We start from the raw sequence: 15800 nt of genomic DNA on the forward strand, positions 1-15800 counted from the left end.
CGCAGGTAATTTCATATCTTCGAGAGAAAAGGACACTTCAGTGACTCCTCCCGCTCGCCGTGACGGCACACCGGATAAGAAGCAGCGAGACAGCGATATCGTTGTCTCCAATGCCAAGCCGGCTCGTAATCAACACGTTTCCAAGAAAAAGCAGAAGGCCACCGCTGAATCGGTGGCGCGCGATTTGGGCGCTGACTGGCTAGTCGATGACGACAAGCCCAAAGGTGAGCGCCTGCAGAAGGTCTTGGCCAAGGCGGGCGTCGCATCGCGCCGCCACGCGGAGATCCTCATTGATGCCGGCCGTGTCGAAGTAAATGGCAATGTCATTCTCAAGCAGGGCGTGAAGGTCAATCCCGCCGTGGACGTCATCCGCGTCGACGGTGTTCGCGTTAACGTCAACGAAGACCAAGAATATTTCATCCTCAATAAACCCCGCGGAATGCAGTCAACGATGTCAGATGACCTCGGCCGCCCCTGCGTGGGTGACGTGGTGTCTGAAAAGGTTGCCTCGGGCCAGCGCCTATTCCATGTGGGCCGCTTGGATGCGGATACGGAAGGCCTGCTCATCCTCACCAACGATGGGGAATTGGCCAACCGCCTGATGCACCCCAAGTATGAGGTGAAGAAAACCTACCTAGCCACGGTATTGGGCGAGGCCGATAATAAGTTGGTGCGCCAGCTTAAAGAGGGCATCGAGCTAGAAGATGGCCTAGCCAAGGCCGATTTCGTGCAGGTAGTGGACAAGAATCAGGGGTTCTCTCTGGTCCGAGTCGAGTTGCACGAAGGCCGCAAGCACATCGTGCGCCGCCTGCTGAAGGAAGCCGGCTATCCCGTACAGCGCCTGGTGCGCACCAAGCTGCACACGGTCCAATTGGGCGATATGAAGCCCGGCGGGCTGCGCGCACTGAATTCCAACGAGTTGACGAGCTTGTACAAGGCGGTGGGGATGTAATGATTTCGAATATGCCTGATGAAGGCCTGATCCTCGCGGTCGATGGCCCTTCCGGAACGGGAAAGTCCACGACATGCCGGGCCCTAGCTAAGCAATTGGATGCAAAATACATCGATACCGGCGCCATGTACCGCGTGGCAACCTTGGCGGTATTGCGCCAAGGCGTGGATCCCGCGGACAAGGAAGCGGTCATTTCCGCGACGGCTAACCTGCCCTTGGAGGTTTCCGATGATCCGGATTCCACGCAGGTGCTTTTCGATGGCGCCGATGTCTCCCGCGTCATCCGGGAAGATGAGGTCACCCAGAACGTCTCCGCAGTATCTGCCATCCCAGAGGTGCGGGAGAACTTGGTGGCATTGCAGCGCACGCTGGCACAGCGCGCCCACCGCGCCATTGTAGAGGGCCGCGATATCGGCACCGTGGTGCTGGCCGATGCCCCTGCGAAGGCCTTTATGACGGCTTCTGCGGAAGTCCGTGCGCAGCGCCGGCACGATCAAAACGAAAAGGCCGGCATTGCCTCCGATTTTGAATCGGTACTGGCGGATGTGCAGCGCCGCGATGCCGCGGATTCTTCCCGCGCCACCTCGCCGCTTCGCCCAGCCGACGATGCCACTATCGTCGATACCTCTGACATGAGCCCGGAGGACGTCGTGCAGGCTCTTATCAACGTGGTTAAGGAGTCCCGCTCATGAGCAATAAAGATTTTGAGTCCCCAGAGGAAGAAGTCACGCAGTTCCATTACCCTGCGGGTAGGTTCGACGAGGAAACGGTCGAGACCTCGTCGGGGTGGGCTACGGACGATTTCGATGCTGAAGAATTTGACTACGACTTTGATGAGTCGGAGTTCGGCGAGGCCGATTACGGGGATGAGGAAGGCCTAGAGCAGCCTTTAAGCGAGGACGAGTGGGAGCAGCTCTCGCAATCGCTAGACTTTGCTGACGCCACCGAAGAAGCCCTGTGCACCGTCGCTATTGTGGGCCGGCCGAATGTGGGCAAGTCTTCGCTGGTTAATCGCTTCCTCGGCCGCCGCGAGGCCGTCGTAGAAGACCACCCTGGCGTTACCCGTGACCGCGTGTCCTACGTGGCGGACTGGAATGGGCAGCGCTTTATCGTGCAGGATACCGGCGGCTGGGATCCCAACGTCAAAGGCATGCACGCCGATATCGCCCGCCAGGCAGAAATGGCGATGGATACCGCCGATGTCATCGTAATGGTGGTAGACACCAAAGTAGGCATTACCGAAACCGATGAGGTTATGGCGCGCCGCCTGCAAAAGTCTCCGGTTCCGGTGATCGTGGTATCGAATAAGTTCGATTCCGATAACCAGTATGCGGATATGGCGCAGTTCTACGCCTTGGGCCTCGGGGACCCGTGGCCGGTGTCCGCACAACACGGACGCGGTGGCGCGGACGTGCTGGATGAGATCCTGCGCAGCTTCCCCGAAGAACCGCGCGAGACCTCGATTACGTCGGGCCCTCGCCGCGTCGCGCTCGTCGGCAGGCCTAATGTGGGCAAGTCTTCGTTGCTCAATAAGCTCACCAGTGAGGAGCGCTCGGTGGTAGATAATGTCGCCGGCACCACGGTGGATCCCGTGGACTCGCTGGTGCAGCTAGATGAGCAGTTGTGGAAGTTCATCGATACCGCGGGCCTGCGCAAGAAGGTCAAGAACGCGCAGGGCCACGAGTATTATGCGTCCTTGCGCACCCGCGGCGTCATCGATGCGGCCGAGGTATGCATCATGCTTATCGATGCCTCCGAGGAGATCTCCGAGCAGGACCAGCGCGTGCTCAATATGGTGCTCGAATCCGGTAAGGCCTTGGTCATTGCGTTCAATAAGTGGGACCTGATGGACGAGGATCGCCGCTATTACCTCGACCGTGAGATTGACGAGCAGCTGCGGCACTTGCCGTGGGTGACCCGCGTTAATATTTCGGCTGAGACCGGCCGCGCCTTGCAAAAGCTGGAGCCGGCCATGATCGAGGCCCTAGAAAGCTGGGATCAGCGCGTGTCTACCGGTCAGCTCAATAACTGGATGCGTGAGGCGATTGCGGCCAACCCGCCGCCGATGAAGAATAATCGCTTGCCGCGCGTGCTCTTTGCTACGCAAGCATCGCCCCAGCCGCCGACGATTGTTCTCTTTACCACTGGATTCCTCGATGCATCCTACCGGCGCTACCTTGAGCGCAAGTTCCGCGAGCGATTTGGTTTCCACGGCACTCCCATCCGCATCGCCGTGCGCGTGCGCGAACGCCGAGGTAAAAAGCGGAAATAAGAGTTCACTGCGACAACGAGCGAAGCACCCACAACCGTGGGGCTTCGCTCGGTTTTTATCTATCTCATTACCCTCGGTGTCATTGGCAGCTAAGCTTGAAAGACATCAGCTCATTGGCTTAGGCCCAGAAAGCAAGAAGGTACATACGGTGTCACAGAAAATCGAGATCTTGCACGGGCAAAATATCACTCTCAAGGCGTTGAGCGTAGACCATACCCTTGGACTGGCTGAGGCGGTGCAGGACGGGGAATTATGGAAGCGGTGGTACACCAAGGTTCCATCACCGAGCGAGATGGAAAAAGCCGTGGAAGAGCGCATTTCTTGGTATGACTCCCACGGGTCGCAGCTTTTTACGGTATTTGACTCTGCTGGCACTACGGTGGGAATGACTGGCTATCAGGCCTTAGACCTAGATAACAGGCGCGCACAAATCGGATACACTTGGTACAGGCAATCGGCGCTGAATACGGCGGTTAATGCTGATTGCAAACTGGCCCTCATGGGCCATGCATTTGAGCAGCTTGATTGCTTATCCGTGTTTTTTACCACCAACTCCTTTAACCGCGAAAGCCGCCGCGCGTTGGAATCCCTAGGGGCGTATCTGGACGGGATCCTTCGCGGCCACCAGATACTGGATAACGGGTTAGTCAGAGATACCTGCGTGTACAGCGTGCTGCGGCATGAGTGGCCCGCAGTGAAAAATCACTTACAGTACAAGGTCGAATTAAAGTCCGGGAAGGACAAGGCCTGAGGAGTCGACAACTAAGTGCGCAACAGCTTTCGGGGTTGGCACGTGAGGTGTAGTTGAGCTTGTCTCGCCGGCACAGCCGGAGCTCACTGTAGAGGCATCAGGGCGCCTCAAAACTACATAATTTCGCCGGTTAACCCGGTATTTTACCACTTAGGAGAGCAAAAGTGTCACCAACAATGGTGTGACACTTCGCTCTCCTTTTCGCTTCGGTGAAAGCACTATGGCGCCGATAGGATAAAACTTGTCAACCATTTACTTTCTGTTTGAAAGGCATGACATGTTAGCGAATGTGATTGCCCCGGATTCAGTCCTGGCTATCGTGCTTCAAGTCATAATCATTTTAAGTGCTTTGCTTTTGGGCACCCGCTATGGCGGGATCGGCCTAGGATTAATTTCTGGCATCGGCTTGATGCTGATGGTCTTCGTATTTGGCTTGGCACCGGGCGAGCCCCCCGTGTCGGTCATGCTTACGATCATTGCCGTTATCGGCTGCGCAGCCACGCTGCAACAAGCACAAGGTTTGGAAGTGATGATGCAGCATGCGGAGAAGTTCTTGCGTGCTCATCCAGAGCGCATCACCATTTTGGCACCACTGACTACTTGGTTCCTTACCGTACTTTGCGGCACTGGCCACGTGGTCTACACCATGTTTCCGATTATTGAAGACATCGCGCTCAAAAAGGGCATCCGTCCTGAGCGTCCAATGGCAGTGGCTTCGACCTCGGCCCAGATGGGTATTACCGCTTCGCCCGTGTCCGTGGCTACCGTTTCTCTTGCGTCGATCCTTGCGGAAAATGCTGGAGCTATCGACAAGGCTTATTCGATTCCGCAGATTCTTACGGTGGCGCTTCCCGCATCCTTATGCGGTGTTGTTCTCGCTGCGTTATGGTCGCTGCGTCGCGGAAAGGACCTGGACAAGGATCCGGCTTTCCAAGAGCGGATGAAAGACCCAGAGTTTGCCGCCAGCATCAATAAGAGCGCCGATTCGCTCATCGGTAAGGAATTTTCCCGCGAGGCTAAGCGCTCGGTAGTCGTCTTCCTCATCGCTATTGCCTGCGTGGTCCTCCTCGGCGCCTTCGAGTTCCTGCGCCCACTGGTTCCTGGTGATGACGGCGAGCTGAGCCCTGTATCCATGAACCTAGTCATCCAGATGGTCATGCTCGTCGCCGGTGCCATCATCCTTCTTAGCTGCAAGGTAGATACTAAAAAGATTGCATCTACGCCAGTATTCAAGGCCGGCATGACAGCTGTATTTTCCGTCTTTGGTGTTGCGTGGATGGCAGATACGTTCTTCCAATCCCACATCGATGCACTGGAGACGAACTTGGGCTCTGTCGTTGAGGCGGCCCCTTGGACCTACGCCGTCGTGTTGGTAGTTGTGTCCAAGTTGGTCAATTCGCAGGCTGCTGCACTGGTAGCAATTGCTCCCATTGGCTTGCAATTGGGCATTGACCCGGCTGTCATCGTTGGTTTCTACGGTGCGGCTTATGGTTACTTCATCTTGCCCACGTATCCTTCCGACTTGGCCTGCATCGGCTTCGATCGCACGGGTACGACGCGAATTGGCAAATACGTCATCAACCACTCGTTCCTTATCCCCGGAGCGATCTCCGTATTTACCTCCTGTGTGGTCGGCTCCCTCTTGGCCCAGGTTCTCCTGTAATCAGTCGCGAGACTTCGCCTCCCGTACCAGCACGAAAGCATCCGTGCGGTACGGGATGTGTAGTTTTTGCCCGGCAGAAAAGCCCATGTGCTCGTAGAGGTACCAGTTTAGGTTGTGGGTCATGCGCTCGTGGATGGCCTCGTTATTTCTGAGCCAGTATGAGCGGGTGTGCATGAGTTGGTGGAGCTGTTCTGGGGTGAGTTCGTGGGTCCAGCTTAGACGGACCTCGCGGTCTAAGGTCCAAGGCGTCTTGTACTCCGGATAGAAGCCGGGCTTATGCACGTCGCCAGAGTGCATGATGCGGCTTAACCGAAGGATCCAGGGATCCGCGTGTACGTCGAGGGTATTCCACACTAAAAGGACGCGCCCGCCCGGCGCGAGGATGCGGTCCAGCTCGGCGGAAGCGGCGGCAACGTCGACCCAGTGCCAGGTTTGGGCGAGGCAGGCGGCGTTGAGGGAGGCATCGGCAAGCGCGGTGTGCTCGGCCGTGGCGCGGATGATGGGAACGTCTAGGCGGTGGTGGAGCACGCGGGCCATGTCTGGAGATGGCTCGACCGCAAACACGTTGGGATTGGTGAGGGACTCGGTAAGTTTGCCGGTGCCGGCGCCGATATCGGCAACGCGGTGGGCTCCGGCGATGAGCTCAGCAACCTCGGGCGGGTAATGGGGGCGGACATCCTGATAGGTATGTGCACCGTGGTGGAAGGCGCGCGCTGCCTGGGTGCGCTGGGGATCGGTGCTGAAGGTAGGCTTCTGCTTCGCAGAGGGATTTCGGTAGCTGGGGAAGTGCTGGGGGTTGGGGTGGCGAGTCGACATAGGCTATCTAACCTACCGGGAATTAGAATGGCTTGTTATGGCAACACTTCCAGAACCATCAGATCGGCGGTGGTTGCTGAAGACTGTCTTCTCCCGGCCTGGGATGACCATCCCCGCCGCTGTGTGCATGGCTATCTCCTTCGTTCTCAATGGCACAACGCCGGTCATCGTGGGTCATGCCATCGATGAAGCGGTGGTGGAAGGATCGATCGGACGACTGTCGTGGTGGCTTGTACTCCTGGTGCTAGCCTTCGCGGTTAATGCCGTCACCGGGTGGTTTGGCCGTGGACTCAATGCGCGCAGCATGCTCATTATCGGCCACGACGTGCGCATGGCAATTACGGATCGGATTATGGATCCCAAGGGGATGGGTGGTCCGAAACGCACGCCAGGAGAGTTATTGGCCATTGCCTCTACCGATGCGACCCGCGTACAAAATGCCGTGATGATGACGGTGTTTCCGGTGGCAGAGATTACGTCCATCATTTATGTTGCGGTGATGACCAGCCGGGCGAATCTGCCGCTAGGAGTGGCCATCTTATGCGGCGGTCCCATCGTGGTGTGGGGATCGCTGCGCTCGGCTGGTCCATTGCGCAAGCGTTCTGGTATCCGGCAAGCGGCATTGGGCCGCGCCAGTGCGACGGCGACGGATATTGTCCATGGCCTGCGCATTATTAAGGGGATCGGTGCGATAGGTACGGTGCGCAAGCGCTATGCGGGTGATTCCGATGCCGCCTACGAGCGAACCGTTGAGGCCAATGCGGCGCAGGCAGGATTGAATGCTTCTACCGAGGCACTGGGCTCGATCTATGTCATCGCCGTCGCCGTTGCTGCTGGCTACCTAGCGCTGAATGGGCAGATGAGCATTGGCGAGCTCATTATGATTATTGGCCTAACCCAATTCATCATTACCCCGATGACCATGCTGGGTCGAAATATCGCTTCCCGGTGGGCCGCGGCGCAGGCGAGTGCGCAGCGAATAGTAGGCCTACTGCGAGCGCCTGGCCTGCCCGAGGACGCTGCGCCACAGGTTCCTGCGCTGCGGCCAGGGGTGACTGCGATCGATGGGCATGCTCCGGAAGAACTACGGGAGCTGCCCCGGGAAAAATTCATCGTCGTGCCACACGAGGTCATGCTGTTTGACGGGACTGTACAAGACAATATCCATCCGGATGCGGATACGGCCGCACGGGCCCTAGAGGTGGCTGCTGGCGCGGATATTCCCGGTGGGCTTGACCGCGCCGTGGGTGAGCGCGGAAACAATCTGTCCGGCGGCCAGCAGCAACGAGTCGCCCTTGCCCGTGCCATTGCAGCGGATCCAGAGGTGCTGATTCTTTCTGATCCCACGACGGCGGTCGATTCCGTTACCGAACAAGAGGTAGCCCACCGCGTTGCGGACTACCGGAAGGATAAGCCCACCATCGTCTATACATCGGCGCCCGCGTGGCATGCAGTGGGGGTGGAGTCCTAATGCGTTTTCCCACCGCCACCTGGCCACAGGTAAGAAAGGTTGTGGCACAGCAGCTTTCGGCCATTCCGCACGCGCGCCGGCGCGCCGTTATTGCCGTGGTGTTCCTGATAGCCGGGGCAGCGGCCAATGTCAGCATTGCGATCCTGCTCGGCAAGATTGTCGATGCCGTGACGACGGGCACCAGCATCGCCCTCCTCGGAGCCCTGCTTATCGGGGTCGCCGCAGTATCTGCTGCACTCTCGGCAGCGGGATTCTATGTACTCTCTCAGCTGACCGAGCGCGTTATTGCGTCCCTGCGCGAGGATATGGTCTCTACGGCACTCGGCCTTCCCACGCACCGCGTCGAGGATGCCGGAACTGGGGACTTGGTATCGCGTTCAACGGATGATGTGGCGGAGCTATCCGCCGCGGTTACAGAAACGGTCCCCGTGCTGGCGAAATCCATTTTTGTCATTGCCTCAACGGCAGTGGCACTACTTACGGTGGACCGGCAATACCTCGTGGTCATTGTTGCCGTGACCCCGCTGTATTTCTTAGCCGGCCGGTATTACTTGCGGCGTGCCCCAGGCAGGTATGCCGCTGAGCGCGCCGCTATGGCGGACCGCGCCCGCAGGCTTTTGGAAGCGATCCACGGCAGGGACACGGTGCGCGCGTTCCGCATGGAAAATACGATGCACGATCGGATCGGCGCGGCTTCAAGGCGTGTGGTGGAAGAGGGGTATAACGCGCGCCGGACGATGATGGTGCTCCAGGCCCACCTCACCGGCATTGAACTGGTCTTATTAGCCAGCGGTTTGGCGGTAAGCTTTTGGGTGGTGCAGGCTAATGCGCTTACGGTTGGAGCGGTCACCGCAGCGATGTTATTACTCATTCGCTTGCGCGGGCCGCTAATGGGGCTGATGCGCGTGCTAGATACAGTGCAATCTGGGTATGCTTCGCTGGCGCGCATCGTTGGCGTGGTTATCGATCCGCCCGCACCGGTACCGGATAGCGGTGCACCGAGGGGCGATGGCAGCGTGGATATGCGGGATATTTCCTTCCGTTATGGCGATAACTCTTGGGCCATCGAGGGAGTCAACCTAAAGATTAAGCCGGGCGAAACGGTTGCCCTCGTCGGGGCGTCTGGGGCAGGAAAATCCACCGTGGCAGCGTTGCTTGCGGGCTTGCGCGTTCCGGATAAAGGCACCGTGCTTGTCGATGGCGTCGAGGTTGCCCTGCTTTCCGATGCCGAGCGTATCCAACGCCTCGCCCTCGTCTCCCAGGAGGTGCACGTCTTTTCCGGGAGTCTGCGCGAGGATCTTGCGCTCGCGGCGCCGCAGGCTACCGATGCGGAAATGGTGCAGGCGCTGCGCCAAGTCCGGGCCGACTGGTATTTCGATCTGGAGGCAGGCCTCGATACCATCGTGGGCGCGCAAGGAATGCCGCTAGACCCCGTGGCAGCGCAGCAATTGGCGCTTGCCCGAATCGTACTGTTGGATCCGCGTATCATCATATTGGACGAAGCCACGGCGGAAGCAGGCTCGGTGGGTGCTGAATCCTTAGAAGACGCCGCAGAGTCAGTAATGGAGGGCCGAACCGCCTTGGTGGTAGCGCACCGCCTGGACCAGGCCTCGCGTGCCGATGCCATCGTGGTCATGGATAATGGCCGGGTGGTAGAACAGGGTAGTCATGCAGAGCTGCTAAATTATGGGGGCCGCTATAAACAGTTATGGGCCGCTTGGCAGAAGGGACGAAAATCATGAGACGGAGGCCGGTGCGCGCGACGTTGAGCACCGCAGTCTTGTGCTGCGTGGCGGCGCTGGGCGTGTCATGCGCAAATAATGAGGAAGAATCGGACTCGGCGGTACGCAGCGAAAGCACGCAATCGCACGGGTCGGCTGCCTCGCAGCTCGGGATTCCTACCTCTGCGCCGCTCAGTGGTCCAGAACCGGGATCGTATTCGACGATTAACCTGCCGTCCGGGCGCTCATTTATTCTCAGCGTGCCTAAAAGTTATACGGCACAAAAAGAGTGGCCTGTTGTAATGGCTTTTCACGGGTGGGGGCAGTCAGCGGAAAACTTGCGCGACTATTCCCGCCTTGATGCGGCACAAGCCATTACTGTATTTCCCGCGGGAAAAGAGAAAGCGTGGAGCCCCGCGCCATACGCGAAAACCAGCGGGAGCGAAGACAAAAAATTCGTTCTTGACATCCTCGATTCCCTGCGTGCGACCTATAACGTTGATGATTCGCAGCTTTTTGCCACCGGCATGTCCAATGGCGGTGGCTTCGTAGCCTATTTGGCCTGTCAAATGCCCGGCATCTTCCATTCGGTTGCCACTATCTCCGCTGCATATTACGAAGATATTCTGAAAGATTGCGCCCATGAACCGGTAGGGCGCCTCGATATGCACGGCACCGATGATCCCGTCGTGGGCTATTACGGCGGAACTCGGCACAAGACCAAGTATTTCTCCGTTGAATCTGTCCTAGAGCAGGACCGCAAGCGCAATAAATGCTCGGAGAAGGTAGAAACCAACCGCTTGGTCAATAATGCCCTCGACATGCATTGGCGGGGCTGCTCCGCACCGCTGGAGCATATCCGCATCGGCGGCGGGTCCCACGTGTGGCCGGGTGGTCTTGGAGACAAAAATAATGAAGTAGGACAATTCTTCGCCACTGACCGCGTCTTGGACTTCTTCGGCATTCCCGGCAGGCCCGAGGGCACGCGCGAAACCTAGGTCGCGCGGTAGGCCCGGAAAGAGGACCCAGGCACGGATCGCACGCGCTCTACGCAAATATCCGTGACGCTGAGAAAGCCTGCCCGGTGCGCCGCACTGTCGGGGGCAGTGGACTCTGGAATTTGCACCAGGTGAAAGCTGCGCTCGCCCTTATCTTCTCGGTTGAGTTCGATGACCGCCTGCGCCGTGGTGCCCGAGCCTGCGAAAAAGTCGAGCACACGGGCATCGGGCCTGCCACCAATGGCTATCAGATGCTTAATTAGGCGTACCGGCTTGGGGAAATCAAAGATTCCTTCTATGCCCATGACGTCCTCTGCGTCGCGGCGTCCGGTGCGCGTTACGCCGAATCTCTGTCCATCAAGGATGGATCGCGGGCGTGCTCCTGTCTTTTGATAGTTCTTGGTATAGACAAATCCGCGCCGAAATACCAGCTCATCATAGCGTTTTTCCACCATGTCCTTGCCCCACCGCCAGCGCGCCACATGTCTGTGGCCAGCCGGCTGATCCGGCCAGTGTTGCCTGCCATCGGGCGAGGAAATGGGAAAATCTAGCGACGGTAGATACCCCAGAGTCTTAGAATCTAGGCGCACCAAGGAGTATTTGCCGCGTTCATCCTCGTGGTTGTATTTGGTGCTGGTATAGCCCTCTGCATCTAAATTGAACCCAGGGTTATCCGGGTTCTTGGCGTAGCAGAGGATGTATTCGTGTTCTATGACTGCATACTTGGAATCGTTTTTTCCAGTGCCCGCCTTTTTCCAAATAAATTGCCCGGCATAGCAACCCTCGCCAAAAACCTCGTCCAAAACCTTGCGGGTATTAGCAGCCTCGGCCTCTCCAATGGAGACGAATATAAAGCCGCTCTCCGCCAGAATGCGGCGTGCCAACATGAGCCGGGGAAACATCATGGACAGCCATTCGGCGTGCCACTGGGCATAGCTGCCGGAATTCACCTCGCGCCGCGCGCGATAATTATCGCGATAGACAAAGTCCCGGCCAGTGTTATACGGCGGATCGATGTAGATGACATCAAAGGTCTCACCCGAGGCAGCCCAGTGCTGTAGAACCGGCAGGTTATCGGCCAAGTGGATGCTATTGGGCGAGGTAGTAGAGGTGCTTAACGGAGCATCTAGCTCAAATTTGGCGGTGAGGGGAGTTTCTGCCGCAGCGCGCGCGGCCTGCTTGCCAGGCCATACCAACCCAAAAAATTCCGCGGCGTTGCCGTCTGCACCAGGGTTAGTGTGCGTCATTTTTGCCTTTTCCGTGCGAGCTGAGCATTGATCTCATTAACGCTATCACTTTAGCGTCTCTACCCACCTTTGGTCTTCGATTTGCCTCAAGTCTGTGAATTTTCTGGTGGCGAAGCCTCGGCAGTGTGGTTATCGTGGGTAGTGTTGCCGGGACACGGCAATCGTTAAACGAAGTAATCAACGAAAGGATTAGCAATGGGCATCTTTGACAAGGCAAAGGAAGCACTGAACTCCGAAAAGGGCGAGGAAGTTACCAAGGAAGGCTTGGACAAGGCCGAGGACTTTGCCAAGGACAAGCTGGGCGAGGACAAGGCAGACCAGGTGGATAAGGCCCGCGATGCCATTGATGACAAGCTCGGCACCAATGACGATGGTGACGACGAGAACAAGTAGTTCGTGCCCTAATTTCTGATTAGGCAAAATCGAATATTATTAAGCTCCCGTTCCGCACAGGAACGGGGGCTCCACTTATATCTATGGCCGGTTCTGCGGTGAGAACCCGATCTGGATCGGGCGCGCTACCTTAGACTAACCTTGCTGGGGTGCTTACTACTCTCGCATCCGCAATCGTCTTGTTCATCGTCACCAATATTGACGATATCGTTGTTCTCTCGCTGTTCTTTGCCCGGGGCGCTGGCAGGAAAGGCACGACCAAAGCCATTCTTTTGGGGCAGTACTTGGGATTTTTAGGGATCCTCGCAGTCTCCGTGGCGCTGGGGCTCGGGCTTAGCGCTATTTTTCCGGAAGACTGGATACGCTTTTTCGGGCTTATTCCCCTGGGCATTGGCCTTTGGGCAGCCTGGGAGGCCTTTCACGGGGAAGAGGATGATGATGCTGTTTCCGGCAAGAAGCTCAGCATCGCTGCCGTTGCCGGGGTCACCTTTGCCAATGGCGGCGATAATATCGGTGTGTACCTACCGGTATTTACCACTTCTACTCCCGCTGAGATCGTGGCGTATTGTGCTGTATTCCTCGTTTTGGTCGCCGGCTTAGTAGCGGCGGCGAAATTCGTGGCAACACGGCCAGCGGTGGCAGAGGCACTAGAGAAATGGGAGAGCGTTTTATTCCCCACGGTGCTTATCCTGCTGGGCACTGCGATCCTATTTGCGGTGTAGTAGAGGAATACAGAAAATCCCACGGCGGCGGAAATGAATCCTTGGCCGTGGGATGAGTCTTTCGTGAAACCACCACATCGCCTGCAACAACGCGCGCCACAGCGGTGGTTTCCGCCGGTTTCCGTGGCCGGTTCCGTCGGTTGGCAGGCCGGGGCGGTGGGCAGAGTTACCTAATTAGGCGACACAACCGGATCGGACACGCTGAGCAGCCTCCGCCAAGAACTAGCAGTGGAGATCGTGTCCTCGTAGGCAATCACATAGCCGATTTTCACACCCGACATATCTGGGTGGCTGGCCATCAAATTGATGGCCTCCTCCGCAGCAGCACGCTTCTTTTGCACCTCGTCGTTATCGCGGCCACCGGCATCCTTGCCTTCGACAATCCAGGTTCTACCCTCCTTATCGCGCACAATGAAGTCCGGGTAGTACGACCGCCGCGCGGCATAGCCAATGCTGGCTCGATCCTCTGGGTATAGCCGCGTCCACCACTCAACATCGGGAGACACATCGAGGTCACCAGCCAGCTTTGCTTCACCCGAGTAGGAGTCAAAGGCAGCTGCGTTGTACAGGCCTTTCTTCCAGCCGGAGTAGTACTGGCGGCGAATAAACTTCGTCTTATCCTCCGGGAGAGGGATAATGTCACGTCCCTTGGGAAGTTGATAGCTGCGGCGATGCTCATGGGGAAGCAGCAACGGCACAAGCCGGACAGCCGGCTCTAGCGACGCAGTGAACTGCTTAACTGCCTGCGAAATCATCATCCGCAACGCTTCATTAGCTGTGGCCAGTGCATCAACCGTCCACTCTGAGACGGAGACGGCGTTCATAAAGGCTGGGACAATGCGGTTATCCAGCTGGCTTAGATTCTGGCTGTTGCGGTCAATGAGCTTGTTAGCCAAGATGATCGCTTTGATTTCACGCCGGGCAGTGTCAGTATCAATGGCTACCGACTGCACCTGCATTTGTTCCAGGCGGCTCGGAATAATGGTGTGCGCTGTGAATTTGAGCTTGTAGCGCTCCATCTCGCTGGTGGCCTCGTCGGATACTTTTCCGGCGGCTGCAACAATGTTGGCATTGGTGAGCTTGTGCAGCGGGAAGAACTCGTCTTCGCGCATACAGGTGGTGTACGGGAACCAGAAGGAGACATCTCTGAAGCGCTCCACCAGCTCCACCACCGCAGGAGTGGTCGCCTCATCATGCCAGTTATCAAGGTCGCGGCCTTGCCCACCCAGTTCGCGCAGCTGGCCTACCGGCTTATTCGAGGTATTCTGACCTGCTAATTCCGTGTCCCCCTGGGTAGTTGTATCCGGTTGACCTGTGGTGTCGGTTCCCGGATCGTCTGCCACGGTAAGTGCCGGGCTGGTGCCAGGGCGAGCTCCTGTATCGGTTTCTGGCTGCGGCGGCACGGAAACGGTGCCGGTATCTGGCTGCGGCGGTTCGGTACCTGTTTCAGTGTCGGTATCCGTCTTCGTATCAGTGTTGGTACCCGGTTCCTGCGGGCGGGTGTCTACACCGAAGGAATGCAACACTTTCTCGCTTTTTAGAAGTCGCCTAAACGAGTCGTGAGCCACGATTTCCAGGGTGTCGATAGCTTCTACCTCTGTGTATCGCTTAAACGGCAGTCGCAGCCCGCGGCCTAGTGTCTGCTGGGTCAAGATGTCGGAATCCATGGCGCGTAGGGTCACCATTACTGCAATCGAGCGGGTATCCCAGCCTTCTTTGAGCTTGTTGACGCTTACCACCGCGCGCACCGGAGAATCTGGGTTATCCAGGCCATTGAGCAGGGTGGTCTTTTCTTCGGTCATGGAGTCCGAGTCCACGCGCAGTACCGCATACGGGTCATTGAAGAACTCGGGGCCTGCCAGTAGCTCTTCGACCTCGGTGGCGTGGGCGATGTTTTCGCACACCACCATCATCACCGGATTAATCGGGGACGTGCCATCATCAGCATGGTGGGCGGCGTAGTCGTCATAGTACCGCTGCTTGAACTCGCGCAGGGTAGCCGCGTCTTTTAACTGCTGGTACTGTTCGCGCTCGCCGTAGCCGTCGCGGCGATAGACAATGACCGGCGTTTTCACTGACTTATCGCCTATGGCTTCGCGCAGGGTGTAGCGGAAAACCACATCGTCGTCATCGTCAGCAGACGCGGTAAGTCCTACCAGCATGGCCGGGTTGAGGTCAGCAATCGCAGCGTGGAAGGAGGCAGCAGACGCGGAATACAGATGATGCTCGTCGGCAATGACCACCAGGTCGTCGCGGGAGGCCAAGTCGTCGTAGAGGACTCCTGCGTACTCGGAGAACTTGCGGATGCCGCGAGCGGTGGCCTGTTTACCTCCGCCCTTGGTCTCACCCTCCATCTTCTTCGGGGTGATAAGCTGTTGAATGTTAAAGACGAACACGCTGGAGGCCGACTGCTGCTCGGCCTCGGTACGCCCTGCTGCCATGGACTTGTAGTTATCTGGGGTAATAACCACCGGATCAAGTGCTGCACCCTCGATGAACTTGCCAGAGCCGCGGGTGAAGTTGGCTACCGTCTTGGTCTGCACCACCAAGCCGGGTGTTACCACCACGACGTTGTGTACACCACCGCGGCGCAAGTACTCGATGAACGCGGCCATGACATAGGTCTTGCCCGCACCCGTAGCCATGTCCATCACCAGCGCATGTGCGCCGTCCACACCGCTATCCATTCGGCGCGCGAGAGTATCGAGTGCGCGGGTATTGGCCGCGCGCAGTCCAAAGCTCGCGGAGAGTTCGTTCACCAGGGCTGGGTCGTAGGAAAGGTGAAGAGTCATGG

The 15800-nt window shown here is 57.7% G+C and carries 13 protein-coding genes; 10 read left to right on the forward strand and 3 right to left on the reverse strand.

What is annotated here, in order from left to right:
- The first annotated feature begins 40 nt into the window (after positions 1 to 40).
- The 5 genes from ABRP84_RS05985 to ABRP84_RS06005 all read left to right on the forward strand — a co-directional run bounded on the left by ABRP84_RS05985 (position 41) and on the right by ABRP84_RS06005 (position 5638).
- The gene (locus ABRP84_RS05985) at positions 41 to 952 is read left to right on the forward strand and encodes a pseudouridine synthase (protein WP_005279286.1); all 912 of its coding nucleotides are present in this window, start codon (positions 41 to 43) and stop codon (positions 950 to 952) included.
- The gene (gene cmk / locus ABRP84_RS05990; RefSeq protein WP_284628883.1) at positions 952 to 1644 is read left to right on the forward strand and encodes a (d)CMP kinase; all 693 of its coding nucleotides are present in this window, start codon (positions 952 to 954) and stop codon (positions 1642 to 1644) included. The genes ABRP84_RS05985 and cmk overlap by 1 nt, the downstream gene beginning before the upstream one ends.
- The gene (gene der, locus ABRP84_RS05995; protein WP_349853020.1) at positions 1641 to 3224 is read left to right on the forward strand and encodes a ribosome biogenesis GTPase Der; all 1584 of its coding nucleotides are present in this window, start codon (positions 1641 to 1643) and stop codon (positions 3222 to 3224) included. The genes cmk and der overlap by 4 nt, the downstream gene beginning before the upstream one ends.
- 82 nt (positions 3225 to 3306) lie before the next feature.
- On the forward strand, positions 3307 to 3975 hold the full coding sequence (locus ABRP84_RS06000; protein ID WP_349853021.1) for a GNAT family N-acetyltransferase: 669 nt from the start codon (positions 3307 to 3309) through the stop codon (positions 3973 to 3975).
- 277 nt (positions 3976 to 4252) lie between these two features.
- On the forward strand, positions 4253 to 5638 hold the full coding sequence (locus tag ABRP84_RS06005) for an anaerobic C4-dicarboxylate transporter (RefSeq protein ID WP_023022247.1): 1386 nt from the start codon (positions 4253 to 4255) through the stop codon (positions 5636 to 5638).
- Here ABRP84_RS06005 and ABRP84_RS06010 read toward each other — a convergent pair whose 3' ends face one another.
- Positions 5639 to 6454, reverse strand: a complete 816-nt coding sequence (locus ABRP84_RS06010; protein ID WP_349853022.1) for a class I SAM-dependent methyltransferase — start codon at positions 6452 to 6454, stop codon at positions 5639 to 5641. It abuts the gene before it with no gap.
- Positions 6455 to 6491: 37 nt separating this feature from the next.
- Here ABRP84_RS06010 and ABRP84_RS06015 point away from each other — a divergent pair, with 37 nt between their 5' ends.
- The 3 genes from ABRP84_RS06015 to ABRP84_RS06025 all read left to right on the forward strand — a co-directional run bounded on the left by ABRP84_RS06015 (position 6492) and on the right by ABRP84_RS06025 (position 10644).
- Entirely contained in the window at positions 6492 to 7925 is a 1434-nt protein-coding gene (locus tag ABRP84_RS06015; RefSeq protein ID WP_349853023.1) for an ABC transporter transmembrane domain-containing protein, read from the forward strand.
- The gene (locus ABRP84_RS06020; RefSeq protein ID WP_349853024.1) at positions 7925 to 9667 is read left to right on the forward strand and encodes an ABC transporter ATP-binding protein; all 1743 of its coding nucleotides are present in this window, start codon (positions 7925 to 7927) and stop codon (positions 9665 to 9667) included. Before ABRP84_RS06015 ends, ABRP84_RS06020 begins: the two co-directional genes overlap by 1 nt.
- A gap of 230 nt (positions 9668 to 9897) precedes the next feature.
- A complete protein-coding gene (locus ABRP84_RS06025; protein ID WP_349853099.1) occupies positions 9898 to 10644 on the forward strand; it encodes a CE1 family esterase in 747 nt (248 codons plus the stop codon).
- On the opposite strand, the gene ABRP84_RS06030 is transcribed toward ABRP84_RS06025, so the two are convergent.
- On the reverse strand, positions 10641 to 11891 hold the full coding sequence (locus ABRP84_RS06030; protein WP_349853025.1) for a site-specific DNA-methyltransferase: 1251 nt from the start codon (positions 11889 to 11891) through the stop codon (positions 10641 to 10643). The genes ABRP84_RS06025 and ABRP84_RS06030 overlap by 4 nt on opposite strands.
- Positions 11892 to 12086: 195 nt before the next feature.
- Here ABRP84_RS06030 and ABRP84_RS06035 point away from each other — a divergent pair, with 195 nt between their 5' ends.
- Positions 12087 to 12284: an antitoxin gene (locus ABRP84_RS06035; protein WP_023028787.1), complete on the forward strand. Its 198-nt coding sequence runs from the start codon at positions 12087 to 12089 to the stop codon at positions 12282 to 12284.
- Between the two features lie 149 nt (positions 12285 to 12433).
- Positions 12434 to 13006 (forward strand): cadmium resistance transporter, encoded by a 573-nt coding sequence (locus ABRP84_RS06040; RefSeq protein ID WP_349853026.1) that lies wholly within the window; start codon positions 12434 to 12436, stop codon positions 13004 to 13006.
- Between the two features lie 170 nt (positions 13007 to 13176).
- On the opposite strand, the gene ABRP84_RS06045 is transcribed toward ABRP84_RS06040, so the two are convergent.
- Positions 13177 to 15798, reverse strand: a complete 2622-nt coding sequence (locus ABRP84_RS06045) for a DEAD/DEAH box helicase (RefSeq protein WP_349853027.1) — start codon at positions 15796 to 15798, stop codon at positions 13177 to 13179.
- Between the last annotated feature and the right edge of the window lie 2 nt (positions 15799 to 15800).

Origin of the sequence: Corynebacterium sp. KPL2861, assembly GCF_040225475.1 — a bacterium.
In the GTDB taxonomy this organism is placed as follows: Bacteria; Actinomycetota; Actinomycetes; order Mycobacteriales; family Mycobacteriaceae; genus Corynebacterium.

Bases quoted from the DNA above. Each gene is read 5' to 3' on its own strand.
- ABRP84_RS06030 (WP_349853025.1), bottom strand. From the start codon at position 11,891: ATGACGCACACTAACCCTGGTGCAGACGGCAACGCCGCGGAATTTTTT.
- cmk (WP_284628883.1), top strand. From the start codon at position 952: ATGATTTCGAATATGCCTGATGAAGGCCTGATCCTCGCGGTCGATGGC.
- ABRP84_RS06045 (WP_349853027.1), bottom strand. From the start codon at position 15,798: ATGACTCTTCACCTTTCCTACGACCCAGCCCTGGTGAACGAACTCTCC.
- ABRP84_RS06010 (WP_349853022.1), bottom strand. From the start codon at position 6,454: ATGTCGACTCGCCACCCCAACCCCCAGCACTTCCCCAGCTACCGAAAT.
- ABRP84_RS06005 (WP_023022247.1), top strand. From the start codon at position 4,253: ATGTTAGCGAATGTGATTGCCCCGGATTCAGTCCTGGCTATCGTGCTT.
- ABRP84_RS06035 (WP_023028787.1), top strand. From the start codon at position 12,087: ATGGGCATCTTTGACAAGGCAAAGGAAGCACTGAACTCCGAAAAGGGC.
- ABRP84_RS06015 (WP_349853023.1), top strand. From the start codon at position 6,492: ATGGCAACACTTCCAGAACCATCAGATCGGCGGTGGTTGCTGAAGACT.
- der (WP_349853020.1), top strand. From the start codon at position 1,641: ATGAGCAATAAAGATTTTGAGTCCCCAGAGGAAGAAGTCACGCAGTTC.
- ABRP84_RS06020 (WP_349853024.1), top strand. From the start codon at position 7,925: ATGCGTTTTCCCACCGCCACCTGGCCACAGGTAAGAAAGGTTGTGGCA.